The organism is uncultured Roseobacter sp., assembly GCF_947501835.1.
Classification (GTDB): domain Bacteria; phylum Pseudomonadota; class Alphaproteobacteria; order Rhodobacterales; family Rhodobacteraceae; genus Roseobacter.
The window spans coordinates 581,090-596,496 of record NZ_CANMXR010000002.1 but is presented as its reverse complement, the minus strand read 5'-3'; the positions used below and the strand labels follow the sequence as shown (position 1 = coordinate 596,496).

The 15,407-nt window shown below is 59.3% G+C and carries 12 protein-coding genes; 2 read left to right on the top strand and 10 right to left on the bottom strand.

Annotated features, from left to right (window positions below; genetic code table 11):
• Nucleotides 1–274, top strand: a 274-nt coding sequence (locus Q1A20_RS06780) for a hypothetical protein (RefSeq protein ID WP_299916499.1), incomplete at its 5' end; no start/stop codon positions are given.
• 154 nt (nt 275–428) lie between these two features.
• Here the strand turns inward: Q1A20_RS06780 and Q1A20_RS06775 are convergent.
• The 8 genes from Q1A20_RS06775 to Q1A20_RS06740 all read right to left on the bottom strand — a co-directional run bounded on the left by Q1A20_RS06775 (nt 429) and on the right by Q1A20_RS06740 (nt 11,844).
• Entirely contained in the window at nt 429–1,226 is a 798-nt protein-coding gene (locus tag Q1A20_RS06775; protein WP_299400654.1) for a peptidylprolyl isomerase, read from the bottom strand.
• Between the two features lie 5 nt (nt 1,227–1,231).
• Complete coding sequence (narI, locus tag Q1A20_RS06770) at nt 1,232–1,978, bottom strand: respiratory nitrate reductase subunit gamma (protein ID WP_299400655.1); 747 nt, start codon at nt 1,976–1,978, stop codon at nt 1,232–1,234.
• Nucleotides 1,979–1,990: 12 nt separating this feature from the next.
• The gene (narJ, locus tag Q1A20_RS06765) at nt 1,991–2,695 is read right to left on the bottom strand and encodes a nitrate reductase molybdenum cofactor assembly chaperone (RefSeq protein WP_299400657.1); all 705 of its coding nucleotides are present in this window, start codon (nt 2,693–2,695) and stop codon (nt 1,991–1,993) included.
• On the bottom strand, nt 2,695–4,215 hold the full coding sequence (gene narH / locus Q1A20_RS06760; protein ID WP_299400660.1) for a nitrate reductase subunit beta: 1,521 nt from the start codon (nt 4,213–4,215) through the stop codon (nt 2,695–2,697). Before narH ends, narJ begins: the two co-directional genes overlap by 1 nt.
• Nucleotides 4,212–7,943 carry a nitrate reductase subunit alpha gene (locus Q1A20_RS06755; protein WP_299916496.1) on the bottom strand — a complete coding sequence of 1,244 codons (3,732 nt, stop codon included), beginning with the start codon at nt 7,941–7,943 and terminating at the stop codon, nt 4,212–4,214. The genes narH and Q1A20_RS06755 overlap by 4 nt, the downstream gene beginning before the upstream one ends.
• 69 nt (nt 7,944–8,012) lie before the next feature.
• Nucleotides 8,013–9,620 (bottom strand): antiporter, encoded by a 1,608-nt coding sequence (locus Q1A20_RS06750; protein WP_299400666.1) that lies wholly within the window; start codon nt 9,618–9,620, stop codon nt 8,013–8,015.
• 66 nt (nt 9,621–9,686) lie between these two features.
• On the bottom strand, nt 9,687–11,336 hold the full coding sequence (locus Q1A20_RS06745) for an MFS transporter (RefSeq protein WP_299916493.1): 1,650 nt from the start codon (nt 11,334–11,336) through the stop codon (nt 9,687–9,689).
• A 43-nt stretch (nt 11,337–11,379) separates the two neighbouring features.
• Nucleotides 11,380–11,844, bottom strand: coding sequence for a universal stress protein (locus Q1A20_RS06740; RefSeq protein ID WP_299400671.1), 465 nt, complete (start codon nt 11,842–11,844; stop codon nt 11,380–11,382).
• A gap of 250 nt (nt 11,845–12,094) precedes the next feature.
• On the opposite strand from Q1A20_RS06740, the gene Q1A20_RS06735 reads away from it, so the two are divergent.
• Nucleotides 12,095–12,790, top strand: coding sequence for a helix-turn-helix domain-containing protein (locus tag Q1A20_RS06735; protein ID WP_299400673.1), 696 nt, complete (start codon nt 12,095–12,097; stop codon nt 12,788–12,790).
• 75 nt (nt 12,791–12,865) lie between these two features.
• On the opposite strand, the gene Q1A20_RS06730 is transcribed toward Q1A20_RS06735, so the two are convergent.
• On the bottom strand, nt 12,866–14,473 hold the full coding sequence (locus tag Q1A20_RS06730) for an isochorismatase family protein (RefSeq protein ID WP_299400676.1): 1,608 nt from the start codon (nt 14,471–14,473) through the stop codon (nt 12,866–12,868).
• An 81-nt stretch (nt 14,474–14,554) separates the two neighbouring features.
• On the bottom strand, nt 14,555–15,403 hold the full coding sequence (locus Q1A20_RS06725; protein WP_299916490.1) for an N-acyl homoserine lactonase family protein: 849 nt from the start codon (nt 15,401–15,403) through the stop codon (nt 14,555–14,557).
• Nucleotides 15,404–15,407 lie beyond the last annotated feature (4 nt).

The following is a 15,407-nucleotide window of genomic DNA, read 5'->3' as shown; positions in this document are numbered from 1 at the left end:
TTGCAGCCTTAATCCACCTTCACCACAACTTTACCAAAGCTGCGACCCAATAGAACATCATTCAGCGCTTTGGGTGCTATGCGGCAGCGCAAAAGAGCAAGTTGAAATGGGTGAGAGCCCCAGCAACCATTTCGACTTACGAAGCAAGTTCGTGAAGATCGGCCCCGCCGATAGGGCGGCCGTCTTGCGTTTGCAAGTTGAGGACAGAGAGCCCTCCCGCAACCAACAAGAACGTACCACCGCCCTCTGGGAAGGTGTTCTTATTTTTACCTAGCTCTATCCAGCGGTGCATAGGCCTCACCACGCTTGGTGTTGAGGCTAACCTTGATCCATTCCGGAACATAGTAATCTTTAACCCCCAGAATTCGCGGCGACCGGTGTCCCAGAATGAAGCCACCTGTGCGTCGCCAGCTTCGCCCTCTTGGGTTTCAGACCACGCTCAAATCGGCTCCTTTGATGTCTGCGTCCGCGACCAACTGACCCACGAAACTCTGAGCCTGTCGCGCCCATGCGGTTTTTTCCAACGCGTCGGAAATCTTTTCGCGCACCGCACCAAAAGGCAAAACCTGACCTTCGGCCACCGCGTCCATGCGGATCACATGATACCCATGGCGGGTCAGAACGGGGGTTTCAGTGACCTCACCCTCGTCGAGGTTACGCAAGACGGCTTCGAACTCGGGAACGGTATCGCCCGGCCCCAGCTGACCCAAAGACCCACGGGAGGTTTTGGAGCTACAATCGCTCTCACGCGCGGCCAGCGCCGCAAAACCGTTACGCTCATCGCGGGCAAGGCTGGTCAGCTTGGTTGCGCGCGCCAGCGCCTGCTTGCGGGCCGTGTCACTGCGCGGATCGCAGGCGATCAGGATATGCGAAACCTCCCACAGGGGCGGGCTGCGGAAGCGTTCAGGCCCGCGCTCCCATTCAGCGCGAATTTCGGCCTCGCTGGGGTGCGGGGTATCAATGGCGGTCCTGAGAAGGCCCCGGATCAGGGCCTCCTCCTCCGTTTCGATCTGACCGGGGGCGACTTCCTCCGGATGCGCTTCGATCTTTTGTGCTCTTGCCTGCTGCAGCAAAAGCGTCCGGATCGCGACGGCCTTGGCGGCCTTGCGCCAGGCGATGCCGGGCTTGCCCCTGGGGCCAATGTGGTGTTGCGCCTCAGCGGCGACCAGCTTGTGGGGGATGATCTCGCCATTGACGATCACATCCGGAAAAAGCGGTGATGTCATGGCTCTCACTCCGCCGGTGTGTTGGTTGGAACATCGGCCTTGGCCGAAGAAAACGGCACCTGACGGCGCGAGCGCACGACCTGATACCCCGGCCGCCACAGATAGCGGATCGGGGCCGAGATCATGTGCACCAACCGCGTGAACGGAAAGAGCAGCGTGATCAGAAGCCCAAGGAAGATGTGCAGTTTGTAGAGCCAGTGCACGTCCACCACCATCGCCCAGGCGTTCAGGTTCCATGTCACCACGCTTTGTGACCAGGTCATGAAACGCACCATTTCGGCCCCATCCATATGCTGCAGCGTCTGGGTGATCGTGAGCAAACCGATCAAAAGCTGCAGCCAGATCAGGCTCAGAATACCGATGTCGGCAAAGCTCGATGTGGCCCGGATGCGCGGGTCGGTGAGCCGGCGGTGCAGCAGCATCGTCGCCCCGATGAGAGCGAAAATCCCCGCCGTACCGCCCACCAGAACCGCCAGCCATTGTTTCAGCGCATAGGGAATGCCTAGCGCATCCAGCACCCAAACCGGCGTGAACAGGCCCGCCAGATGCCCAAAGAACACGGTCAGAATACCGACATGAAAGAGCACCGATCCCATGATCAGCTGTTTGCGTCGCAAGAGCTGAGAGGAGCTGGATTTCCACGTGTAGGGGTCGCGTTCATAGCGCGCGATGGTGCCGACCACCAACACGGTGAGCGCGACATAGGGCATGATGCCAAAGATGATGAAGTCGAGGCTGAAGTCCGAAAACATGTCTCTTTCTCCTTATTCGGCCGCAGGATGCGGAGTTTGGGGGGTGGTGGCCTCGATGCGCGACAGCATATCGCGCACCTGCGGGCAGCCTGCGTTCGGGTCGGGGCCAAAGACGACCTCGCTCTCCTCCCAGACTGCATCCAGCGCATCCAGATCATTGGGGTCGGTCTCGGGCTCTTCCAGTAAATCCGCCACGGCCTCTGCATTTGCGGTTGCACCCGAAAGCTGCGAGAGCGCGGCGAAAACCGGCGCATAGTGGCTCTCCCGACGCTCAAGTCGCGCGGCCAATGCCTGAAAAATATGCGCTGCATCCGCGAGCGTCTCTCGTGCCTCCCCAGCTGGACGGGTGGACAGGAATTCCAACAGCACCGGCAAGTGATCCGGCAGTTCCGAAGTCATGGGCTCAAAACCCGCCTCCCGGTAGGTTTCCATCAGGCTGACCATCGCGCCACCGCGGTCCCGACTTTCACCGTGCACATGCTCAAAGAGGTTGAGCGAGATCGTACGGGAGCGGTCGAAAAGCATCACGAACCGTTCTTCCAGATCGTAGATGTCGCTTTGCGCGATCTCCTCGGTCAGCGGGCGCAGCGCCCGCCGCGTGACTGCGGTCAGCCTACGGTCGGCGGCAAGCACACCGCCGATCTCAGGCATTGCGGCCTGCAAGTCCCGCGTAGGGTAGCTCAGTATCAGCGAAAACGCTTTCAAACTGCGGTCCATTACATCGCCTCCGGCATTTTAAGGGGTTTCTTCTTGCCACCAAACAGTGAGCCTTTGCTGATGCCCGGTGAGCAGCCATTGGTATCGGTGAAGCCACAGCCGCCGCGCAGATCATACGCTTCTTCGAACTGTTCGCGGTGGGTAGTGGGGATCACAAACCGATCCTCGTAGTCGGCAAGCGCCATGATCTTGTACATGTCCTCGATCATGGCGCCGGACAGGCCGACCCGTTCTGCGATGCCCGCGTCAAGCACGCCCTCGACCGTTTTGGCGCGCATATAGGCGCGCATCGCCAGCATCCGCTCCAGCGCGGTGACCACCGGCGCTTCGTCACCGGCTGTCAGCATGTTGGCCAGATATTTCACCGGAATCCGCAGCGATTGCACATCCGGCATATCGCCATCCGTGCCGATCTTGCCTGCCTCGGCAGCGTTCTGGATCGGTGACAGGGGTGGAATGTACCAAACCATCGGCAACGTCCGGTATTCCGGATGCAGCGGGAAGGCGACCTTCCAGTCCATCGCCATTTTCCAAATCGGACTTTCCTGCGCGCCTTTGATCCAGTCTTCAGGGATGCCATCGGCACGGGCCGCCCTGATCACATCCGGATCGCTTGGGTCTAGGAACACGCCCAGTTGCGCATCATACAGATCGGTTGTTTCCGGCGCATTTGCCGCCGCTTCGATCTTATCCGCATCATAGAGCATCACGCCCAGATAGCGGATACGCCCCACGCAGGTTTCCGAACAGACTGTCGGGTTGCCGCTTTCAATCCGCGGATAGCACAACGTGCATTTCTCAGACTTACCGGATTCCCAATTGTAATAGACCTTCTTGTAGGGGCAGCCCGAAACACACATCCGCCAACCCCGGCATTTCTCCTGATCGATCAGGACAATGCCGTCTTCCTCGCGCTTGTAGATCGCGCCTGATGGACAGGAAGCCGCACAGGTCGGATTGAGACAATGCTCACAGAGCCGCGGCAGATACATCATGAAGGTATTTTCGTATTCCCCGTAAATCTCCTTCTGGATGCCTTCGAAGTTGTAATCCTCCGCGCGTTTCGAAAATTCACCGCCTAGGATTTCCTCCCAGTTCGGACCCTTCTCGATCTTCTCGATCCGCTCGCCGGTGATTTTCGAAAATGGCCGCGCCGTTGGGAAGGCCTTCATCTCTGGCGCGGATTTCAGGTGATCGTAGTCGAAATCAAACGGCTCATAATAGTCGTCAATCTCGGGCAGATCAGGGTTGCCAAAGATGTTGGACAATATCCGCCATTTCGCCCCCTGCTTGGGCTCCAGCCGCCCCGCCTTTGTCCGGATCCAGCCCCCGTTCCAACGGTCCTGATTTTCCCAATCCGTGGGGTAGCCAAGGCCCGGTTTGGTCTCGACGTTATTGAACCAGGCGTATTCAACACCGTCGCGGCTGGTCCAGACGTTTTTGCAGGTCACCGAGCAGGTGTGACAGCCGATGCATTTGTCCAGGTTCAGGACCATGCCGATTTGTGCGCGAACTCTCATTCTGCTGCCTCCATTTTGGCGGGCGTGTCGAGCCAATCGACCTTCCGCATTTTTCTGACAATCACGAATTCATCCCGGTTCGACCCGACGGTGCCGTAGTAGTTGAAGCCATAGGATTGCTGCGCATAGGCACCGATCATATGGGTTGGTTTCAACGTGGTCCGGGTGACCGAATTGTGGATACCGCCCCGGTTACCGGTCTTTTCCGACCCCGGCGTATTCACGATCTTTTCCTGCGCGTGATACATGAAGATTGTGCCGTCCTTCATGCGTTGCGACACCACCGCCCGGGCCGTGAGCGCCCCGTTGGCATTATAAGCTTCGACCCAGTCGTTATCGGCGATCCCGGCGCTTTTGGCGTCATTCTCGCTGATCCAGACCACAGGGCCGCCCCGGTTCAGCGTCAGCATCAACAGGTTGTCGGAATAGGTGGAGTGGATGCCCCATTTCTGGTGCGGGGTGATGAAGTTCAGCACCAGATGCGGCGCGTCCTTGTCGGTGTGCACGTCGTCGGTGATGGTCTTCAGATCGACAGGCGGGCGGTAAGACATCAGCCCCTCGCCAAAGGCCAGCATCCACAGGTGATCCTGATAGAGCTGCTGACGTCCGGTCAGCGTGCGCCAGGGGATCAGCTCATGCACGTTGGTATAGCCCGCATTATAGCAGACCTTTTCCGACTCCAGCCCCGACCAGGTGGGTGAGGAGATGATCTTGCGCGGTTGTGCGGCGATATCGCGGAAGCGGATTTTCTCGTCTTCCTTGGGCAGTGCCAGATGGGCATGGGGACGACCCGTCGCCTTGCCCAGCGCGTCCCAGGCTTTCACCGCCACTTCGCCATTGGTCTCGGGCGCCAGCATCAGAACGACTTCGCTGGCGTCGATATCTGTCACGATCTTGGCGCACCCTTTTGCGGGGCCGTCCGGCCATTCACCGTTCAGATCGCGCAGGTGCTGAACCTCGGTCTCGGTGTTCCAGGTGATGCCTTTCCCGCCATTCCCGATCTTGTCCATCAGCGGACCAAGTGCCACAAACCGATCATAGAGCGCGGGGTAATCCCGTTCGACGGGCACATAGTTCGGTGCCGTCTTGCCGGGGATCAGATCACACTCGCCTTTCTTCCAGTCCTTCACTTGATCCTGGGCAATTTCACCGGGTGTGTCGTGCAGGATCGGCAGCGCAACGATATCGGTTTCCTTGCCCAATATCTCTGGCGCAACCTCCTGGAATTTCTTAGCAATCGCCTTGAAAATCTCCCAATCCGACTTGCTTTCATAGGCCGGGTCAACCGCTGCCTGCAGCGGATGGATGAACGGGTGCATGTCAGAGGTATTGAGGTCGTTCTTCTCGTACCAGCTGGCGGTGGGCAGCACGATGTCGGAATAGACTGCGGTGGTGCTCATCCGGAAATCGATGGTCACCAGCAGATCGAGTTTGCCGCGTGGCGCCTCCGCATGCCACTTAGCCTCCTTGGGCAGTTGCCCACCTTCTTCCCCCAGATCTTTGCCCAGAACGCCATGGTCGGTGCCCAGCAGGTGCTTGAGGAAATACTCATGCCCCTTGCCCGACGATCCCAGCAGGTTCGAGCGCCAGACAAAGAGGTTGCGAGGCCAGTTTTCCGGGGCATCCGGGTCCTCGCAGGACATCTCCAAATCCCCCGATGTCAACTGTTCCGCTACATAGACCGAGATCTCCTGGCCCGCCGCCTTTGCCGCTTTCGCAACCTCCAGGGGGTTGGTTTTCAACTGTGGTGCCGACGGCAGCCAGCCCATGCGTTCGGCGCGGATGTTATAGTCGATCATCGTCGCGTCCCAATCGCCCTCGGGCGCCGTGGGCGAAATGATCTCCTCCGATGTCAGCTGCTCATAGCGCCACTGATCGGTATGCGCGTACCAGGCCGAGGTGGAATTCATATGCCGCGGCGGACGCCCCCAATCGAGCGAGAAGGCCAGCGGCAGCCAACCGGTTTGCGGGCGCAGCTTTTCCTGCCCCACGTAATGGGCCCAACCGCCGCCCGATTGCCCGACGCAGCCACACATCACCAGCATGTTGATGACGCCGCGGTAGTTCATGTCCATATGATACCAGTGGTTCATCGCGGCCCCGATGATGATCATCGATTTGCCCTTGGTCTTTTCCGCGTTCTGCGCAAATTCACGCGCGACGTGGATGATCTTGTCAGCGGACACGCCGGTGATCTTCTCCGCCCAGGCCGGGGTGCCCGGCACGTCATCGGCATAGTCAGCGGCCACCCAATCGCCGCCCAGCCCCCGATCCAGACCGTAGTTGGCGCAGAAGAGATCAAATACCGTGGCGACGATGATCTCCCCTTCACCGGTGTCGATCTTGCGCACCGGAACCTGACGGGTCAGGACGTTCGGATGATCCGCATCGGTGGCGAATTCCGCCGTGGCGTCACCGCCGAAATAGGGGAAATCAACGCCGCGCACATCGTCATGGTCCTCCTCCAGGATCAGCGACATTTTTAGCTCAGTCTCAGCCAATCCGGCGCGCTCTTCGAGGTTCCATTCGCCGTCTTCACCCCAGCGGTAACCAATGGAGCCATTGGGGGCGACATAGCTGCCGGATTTGCCGTCCAGCGCGACCGTTTTCCATTCCGGGTTGTTTTCCTCGCCCAGCTTGCCATCCAGGTCATCAGCCCGCAGAAAGCGGCCCGGGATCAGACGATCGTCTTTCTCTTCCAGCCTTACCAGCATGGGTAAGTCGCTGTATTTGCGGGTATATTCCTCGAAATACGCGGTCTGACGGTCCAGGTGGAATTCGCGCAGGATCACGTGGCCAAAGGCCATCGCCAAGGCCGCATCGGTGCCCTGTTTCACATTCAGCCAGACATCGCCAAATTTCGCGGCCTCGGAATAATCCGGGCAGATCACGGCGGATTTGGTGCCACGGTAGCGCGCTTCGGTGTAGAAATGCGCGTCCGGCGTCCGGGTCTGCGGCACGTTTGACCCCCAGACCAGCAGGTAGCCCGCATTATACCAATCCGCACTTTCGGGCACATCGGTTTGCTCACCCCAGGTCATCGGCGAGGCGGGCGGCAGGTCGCAATACCAATCGTAAAAGCTCATGCAGACACCGCCCAGCAGCGACAGGTATCGCGAGCCTGCGGCGTAGGAAATCATCGACATTGCCGGGATCGGTGAGAAGCCAAACACCCGGTCGGGACCGTGGGTTTTCACCGTATAGGCATTCGCGGCAGCGGTGATCTCGGTCGCTTCATCCCAACTGGCGCGTACGAAACCGCCCTTGCCACGGGTCTCGACATAAGACGCCCGCAGGATCGGGTCGTTCTGCAGTTTGGTCCAGGCCTCGATCGGGCTCATGGTCTCGCGCATCTTGCGCCAGACCTTCATCAACCGCCCGCGCACCAACGGGTTTTTCACCCGGTTCGCGGAATAGAGATACCAGCTGTAGCTGGCCCCCCGGGCACAGCCGCGCGGCTCATGATTAGGCAGACCGGGCCGCGTGCGCGGATAATCGGTTTGCTGGGTTTCCCAGGTCACGATCCCGGATTTCACGTAGATTTTCCACGAACAGGATCCGGTGCAATTCACCCCATGGGTCGAGCGGACAACTTTGTCATGCCGCCAACGGTTGCGATAGGTGTCCTCCCAATCGCGGTTTTCACAGGTAACCTGGCCGTGGCCATCGGAGAACTGTTCCAGTTCTTTTGACTGGAGGAAGTTCAGTCTGTCGAGCAGGTGGCTCATATCTTTAGCTCCCTAGAGTGTGAGGTGGCGCCTGCGCGGAGGGGATCTCCGCACAGGTGGAGATCGAGTTCAGGGGTTCTTGATGTAGGCGCCGGGGCGCAGGTAGAACCACCAGTTGATGACGATGCAGAGCACATAGAAGGCGGCAAATCCGTAGAGCGCATATTCCGGGGAGCCCGCCCGCATCTGCTCACCGAAGATCTGCGGAATGAGGAAGGCGCCGTAAGCCGCTACCGCACTTGTCCATCCCAAAACCGGCCCGGCCTGTTCTTTGTTGAAGGCCACGGCGATGGTGCGAAAGGTCGAACCGTTGCCGATGCCTGTCGCCGCGAAAAGCAGCAGGAAGATCAGCAGGAAGGGCAGGAAGTAAGTCTCTGGCGTGGCCGAGGCATAGGCCTGTTGCAGGATGTAGGCGAGCGCCAGCGCGCAGGCGACCATCACGATGGAGATGATCTGGGTCACTTTTGCGCCCCCGGCCCGGTCCGCCCAGACCCCGCCCAGAGGACGGATCAGCGCGCCGATGAAAGGCCCCATCCAGGCGAACATCAAGGCAGATGGCCCGTTCGGGTTGGCCACATCATGGGTCATGACACCGTCAACCACGATGTGCTGGAAGCCAAAAACCACCTTGATGGTCAGACCCATCGCCGCCGAATAGCCGATGAAAGAGCCAAACGTCATCACATAGATGATGGTCATCGCCCAGGTGTGTTTGTTGCCAAAGATCTTGTACTGGCGCGACAGGTTCTGACCGACCTGACCGGGGATCATCCGCAGTGCCGCGACGGTCAGCACAATGACGATGGGCAAGACAACCCATTTGGAGAGGCCAAAGCCCGAGCCCCCCACCGCGGCGGGCAGCATCAGCCAGAGGCCGAAGCCCGCGCAGGCGAGCCCGATGCCATACATGAAACCAATGATGCCAAAGGAACCGATGGGGCCGGGGATGTTCGGGCTGACATGTTCATCGCGGATGTTGTTCATGCCGAACCAGCCAAGGAACGCCAGTGGCACCAGTGCCAGCAGCCAGACAAAGCCCGCGTTCTGGATAAAGGTTTCGGTACCTGCGGGGATCTTGCCGATCAGGGTGCCGGAGGTATTCACAAGTTCCCGACCCTCGCCGCCAAAGAGACCAAAGGTCATGACCAGCGGGATCAGGATCTGCATGGTGGTCACGCCAAAGTTGCCAAGACCCGCGTTCATGCCCAGCGAGTAACCCTGCACCTTCTTGGGAAAGAAGAAGGAGATGTTGGACATGGAGGCGGCAAAGTTCCCGCCCCCGATCCCCGACAGCAGCGCCAGGATCTGATACTGCCAGAGCGGTGTATCCGGGTTCTGCAGCGCGATGCCGGTTCCCAATGCGGGGATCATCAGAAGCGCCGTGGTGAAGAAGATGGTATTACGCCCACCCGCGATGCGGATGAAGAAGGTCGCCGGGATGCGCAGGGTAGCTCCCGACAGGCCCGCAATGGCGGTCAGCGTGAAAAGCTGCGAGGTTTCAAAGGGGTAACCCAGATTGATCATCTGAACGGTGATGATCCCCCAGTAGAGCCAGACCGCAAAACCGCAGAGCAGCGATGGAATGGAAATCCAGAGGTTGCGGTTGGCAATCCCCTTGCCGGTGGCGGCCCAGAAGGCCTCGTCATCCGGTGTGTAGTTTCTGAGATCTTGTCCCACGGTAGTCTCCTTGGAGTGGTGTGTCGGTGTGGGGTCCCGATTGTGGCTCGGGTCCCCGACTTTTGATTATTCGGCTGGTGTGCGGCCTTTGGGCGGGCTGAGACGGTCCAGCGTGCTGCGCAGATCGTCCATGTCCTTGAACCTCGCGGTCACGGTCAGGCCCGCCCCGCGATCAGCCAGCCCCACCCGTTCGCTGCCCACAAAGAGGGTGGCGAGATCGGCTTCGGTTTCCTTGCGGATGCGGGCCTCGTTGGCGATGGCCTCGTCCACTGAGGAGATCACGTATTCGTCGCCAAATCCGCCTTCGGGCTCTTTCAGCAGGAAGTAGCAGACCACCCAGCTGATGAAGGCACCGGTCGCAATGATGAAGAAGAACTGCGACGGGGTGACATACATGAAGATGAAGAGGTAAAAGACAGCCCCAACGTTGCCGTAGGCCCCGGCCATCCCGGCAATCTGACCGGTCACCCGGCGTTTGATCGATGGGATGATCCCAAATGTCGCGCCCTCGGCGCCCTGCACGAAGAACGAGCAGCCGATGGTGATGGCAATGGCAACGATCAGCGGCCAGCTGCTGTCGAGCAGACCCATGAGAGCAAAGCCGATGGCGATCCCGATCATATAGGACAGCATCACAAAGCGGCGGTTGCCCATCCGGTCGGAGACAAGCCCGCCCATCGGTCGGGCGAACAGGTTCACAAAGGCGAAGGACGACGCGATGATGCCCGCGGTGACCGGTGTCAGCCCCCAGGTTTCCTGAAAGAACAGGGGCAGCATCGACACCACGGCCAGTTCCGCCCCGAAGTTGGCAAAATAGGTGGTGTTGAGGGCCGCGACTGAACTGAATGGATAGCGGTCATCCTCCGGCACGCCTTTGCGCAGGATCGGCAGGTTGACCCGCAGCACCTGCCAGACCTGATAGACCACCACCACGGCGACCGCGGCATAACAGAAGGTCGCAGTCATGGTATCGATGTAGCCGGTGTTCTGCACGCGCCAGACGAGGATCGACAGGATCCCGATCAGCGGCACAGTAAAGGCGATCAGCAGCCCAAGGTCGCGATAGGTGGAGACCTCCAGCGCGGCAGCTTTGCGAGGTTTTTTATGGGTGTCGCGGGTCGGTCCATCGGTGATGGCAAACCAGTAGAATACGCCATAGGCCGCCATGATGACGCCCGATGTGGCAATGGCATAACGCCAGCCATCATCACCGCCATAGACCGACAGGGCGACGGTGGGGATGGTCAAGGCCGCTGCTGCCGAGCCAAAGTTACCCCAGCCCGCATAGAACCCTTCGGCAAAACCGATGTCGCGCGGTCTGAACCAGAGCGCGGTCATGTGAATGCCCACCACGAAGGACGCCCCCACCGAGGACATGATCAACCGCGCAAAAAACAGCTGCTCACGCGTGTCACCCAGCGCAAATGCGAGGGTCGGCACAGCCATGGAGACCATCAGCACCGAAAACACCCGGCGCGGCCCCCATTTGTCCAGCGCCATGCCGACCACGATGCGCGCCGGGATCGTCAGCGCGACGTTAGCAATGGCAAAGAGCCGCAGATCGTCTTTGGTCAGCCAGTCTGCGGATTTGAGGATGGACGACGCCAGCGGCGCCATGTTGAACCATACGTAAAAGGTGATGAAAAAGGCGATCCAGGTGAGATGGAGCGCGCGGATTTCTCGGTTTTTGAACCGGAATACGTCTGAAACTTGCATATCGAACCTCGGTCAGGCTTGAAAACGGCAGGGCAGTGAGTGGTCACTCGGCCCCGGTTGGAATGATCAGCAGCGGGCATTGCGCCCGGCGGGCCAGAAAGGCCGAGACTGACCCGAAGGTCATGTGATCGAACTCTTCCACCAGCGCGTCGAGCCTGCGGGTGATGAAATTCCCGTCCGGCTTGTGGCTGTGGCGCGCCATGACCAGCAGGTCAGGCTTGCGCTCATCGGTGGCGCGCAGGATCATCTTGCGGGCGTCGCCTTCGGCCATCAGCACCTGCGTCGGAAAGCCCGCCGCTGACAGCTCCGCCGCCGCACTTTCGGCACCGGCTTTCTGGTCGGCGAACTGTTCTTTGAACATCTCGTCAGCACCTGCCGTGGTGCTGCCAACCTCCTCGATCACTGAAATCAGGGTGAGGTTGGGGTGGGCGGCGGCAAACATCTCCTTGATCACTTCAAGCGTGATCCTTGCATTCCGCGAATGGTCATATGCGATCATCACGTCCATATCAGTCCTCCTTGGTCCTTTGCCGCATCGCGTGCGGACGGTTGGCTTACAGAGGCCCGTTTTTGGGGTGCCGACGACTTGATTCAGATCAACTGAATCAAATTCTTGTTTGAAATAAATGTGTTACCCAAATTCTTCATGGGTGCCGGAAGCGAAGGTCAAATTCAGGCACCCAATCTTCAGGAGCTGCGTTTGACATTTATCAAATTTATCGACCACAATTGTTGCCTGATGCACGAGAGGGACTCCGATGCGCAAAAATGACCTGCCGGAGATTCGCTCACTCCCCCTGTTTGCGGAGATCAAGGACAATAGCTTCGAGGCGCTGATCCGGGGCGCTTATGTCCAGAATTTCCCGCCACGGGTCGAGTTGATCACCGAAGGTGATCATTCGGATTTTCTGCATGTCGTGATTGCCGGGAGCGTTGAGCTTTTTGGCACCTGGAACGGTCGCCAGACGACGATGGCGATTGTGCGTCCGATTTCGACCTTCATTCTGGCTGCAACGGTCAAAGATGCACCCTATCTGATGTCGGCGCGCACAATGGAAAAAAGCCGGTTGGTTCTGATCCCGTCGATGGACGTGCGCGACGTGTTTGAGACAGACAGCGAATTCGCGCGCGCCGTCGTCACCGAATTGGCGCAATGCTACCGGGCCGTCATCAAAAATACCAAGGACCTGAAGCTGCGCACGTCGCTGGAGCGGCTGGCCAACTACCTTTTACGCCAGCAAATCCGGACCGGGTCGAACGAATTTGAGCTGAAAATGGAAAAGCGCCGACTGGCATCGTTTCTCGGCATGACATCGGAAAACCTCAGCCGCGCATTCAAAGGGCTGGAACCCTACGGGGTTGAAGTGTCAGGCAATCAGATTGCGATCAAGGATCTCGACGATCTCACCGGGTTCGCCAAGCCGGACAGGCTGATCGACAATTACGCGACATAGGGCCCAGGATCGCCCGCGCGAGGCCAATCGGTCGCCGCTGCGCCTTCAGAATAGTGTCTCGCAGACCGTGCCCAATCAACTCAACGCGGCGATCACGGCATCCACACGGGTCACGGTTGCCACATTTTGCATGGCGTAGTTGATCGATGCCCGATGCCAGTCCGCGTTCATCGTTGAACAGGCGTCTTCGGGCACGATCATGCGGTATCCCTTGTCCGCTCCGGTGCGGGCGGTGTGCTCCACACTCATGTTTGTCCAACTGCCGGTGTTGATGATCGTGTCCCGCCCGCCGTGAGCAAGATAGGCATCCAGCCGCGAGGTTTCCCAGGCGCTCATGCTCATCTTTTCGACCACCAGATCACCCGCCTGCGGCTCAAGCCCCGATGCGGGTTCAACCCCCCAGGTGCCCCTGACAAGCGCATTGTTGTCTTTCAGACCACGTTGCAGCGCGGCATGCTGGCACAGATAGGGCGCGCCGGGTTCCAGCACCATCCAGACATGGATGATCATACCGCCCCGCGCGCGCAATGCATCCGCAAGACGCCGCGCATTTGTCACCACGTTTTGGGCGCGCGCATGTTCAGGCGAGCCGGTATCGGCAAATGCGCCGCCATCGATCATCACATCATTCTGCAGATCCTGCAGGATCATGGCGGTGCGCGCGGGATCGATCCGAAAATCCAGACGGTCGTTCAGAAGGAGGTCATTGGTCATGGTAGCGTTTCCTTGAGAGGGCACAGCCGGGGCCTGCAGGCCGGGCGCGCGCGCCTGCATGAAAGGCTCTTCACGCCCGCGGGTTTTGGTATTGAGCGCATAAAGCGACGTCGTGGCGCAAATATAGAGGGTGGACCAGTCCGGCCCGCCCCAATGGAAATTGGCCACCAGCTCGGAGCAGAGGATTTTACCGATCAGCAGACCCTGAAAGGAATAGACCCAAATGCCGCCCGGCGCGGTCACATAGAGATTGCCATCCTTGTCGGATTTCATTCCATCGGGCACCCCCGCCAGCGCGTCATCGACAATGCCGCCAGCGAAGACCCGGCCATTCACCAGACGGCCATCACCAGCGACATCGAACATCCGGACATTGGCCTGTTCGGTGTCATTGACCCACATCCACTTGCCACAGGGCGAAAAGCACAGCCCGTTGGGCTGACCAAAAAGGCTGCGCTCAACCACCAACTGCGGCTCATCTCCTGGCGGGTGGTCCGGTGCAAGGCGGTACACCCCCTGAAATCCCTGCTGCAGCGGGCGGGGCACCCCAAAATGCTCCATCCGCCCGTAAGTGGGGTCGGTAAAATAGATGCTGCCATCGGCGCCCACGACGATGTCATTGGGGCTGTTAAGTTCCTTGCCTTCGAAATGGCTGCACAGCACCTCGCGTGTGCCATCGGGCCTGATGCGCACCACGGAGGAGGTTGCATGTTCGCAGATCAGCAGATTGAGATCAGCATCATAGGTCATGCCGTTGCCCTTGTTGGAGGGCCGCGCAATCTCGGTAATGCCCTGCCCAGGCACGTAGCGACGGCGCACATCCCCGGGCATGTCGGAGAAAATCAGCGATTGCTTAACCGGGTGCCAGAGCGGCCCTTCGGTAAAGACAAACCCGGTGCCCAGCGCCTGAAGCGGTTCGGCGACATCCAGGATCTCGTGGAAGCTGTCTGAAATGGCTTGATGCGTCATATCCGCCTCATTCCTCCGAGCAAGAGACCGCGGTTGGGGCCGGCAGGAACCACCCCACAGAAAACCAGGCAACCACAGTCATCAGACCGGGAACCAGGGCCGGTCCGGCAGGGTTTCTGTCGCCGGCCCTGGCACCTGCATCCCCAAGCGGCCCACCACATGCTGACGCTCGATCTTGGCAGGTTTGTCGTGGATCGGCAGCAGGAAGGTATAGTTGTTCAGCAGCTTCTTGATCGCCGCCTTTTCTTCGCGCTTTGACTGCGAATGGTTGCCGGTCACGCGCGGCTCCATCCAGTTATTGGTGTAGACGTGGTTCACGATCTGATCGTTGAAATCATAGATCACGTCGCCACAAATACAGGCCAGCCCTTCAGCGGTTTCCACCACCACGTTCATCGACCCTTCGGTATGAGCGCCTGCGTGCTCGCACCAGACCCCGGGGATGATCTCCTCCGCCGTGGTGATGTCCAGATCGAGGAAACGGATCGCCTCGGGCTCATAAATCCGGTCCACCAGATGTTTGATATCAGGCTTGGGATACTGCGGAAACATGATGCCCGAGACGCTGAATTCCATCTCGCGCCGGTTCAGTACAACGGTCGTGTTCATCGGGAATTTATCGTCCTGGCCCGCGTGGTCGATGTGCAGATGGGTGTGCAGGATATAGCGGATATCGCCGAGCTTGAGCCCATGTTTGGCCAGCTGCTGCTCCATCATGTTGTCATGAAATTGCAGCCCCCGCATACCCAGGCTCTCCATGATCGCATTGTCGCGGTAACCGGTATCGACCAGCACCGGATATTCGCCCCCCGTGATCAGAAACCCATAAACCGGCACCCGCCGGGTGCGGCCACATTCATGCCCCAGCACCAGAAAGCTGGTTTCCAGCTCAATGTCCCCATAGTCGAGAACGTGAATTTGCAAAGCCATGGTC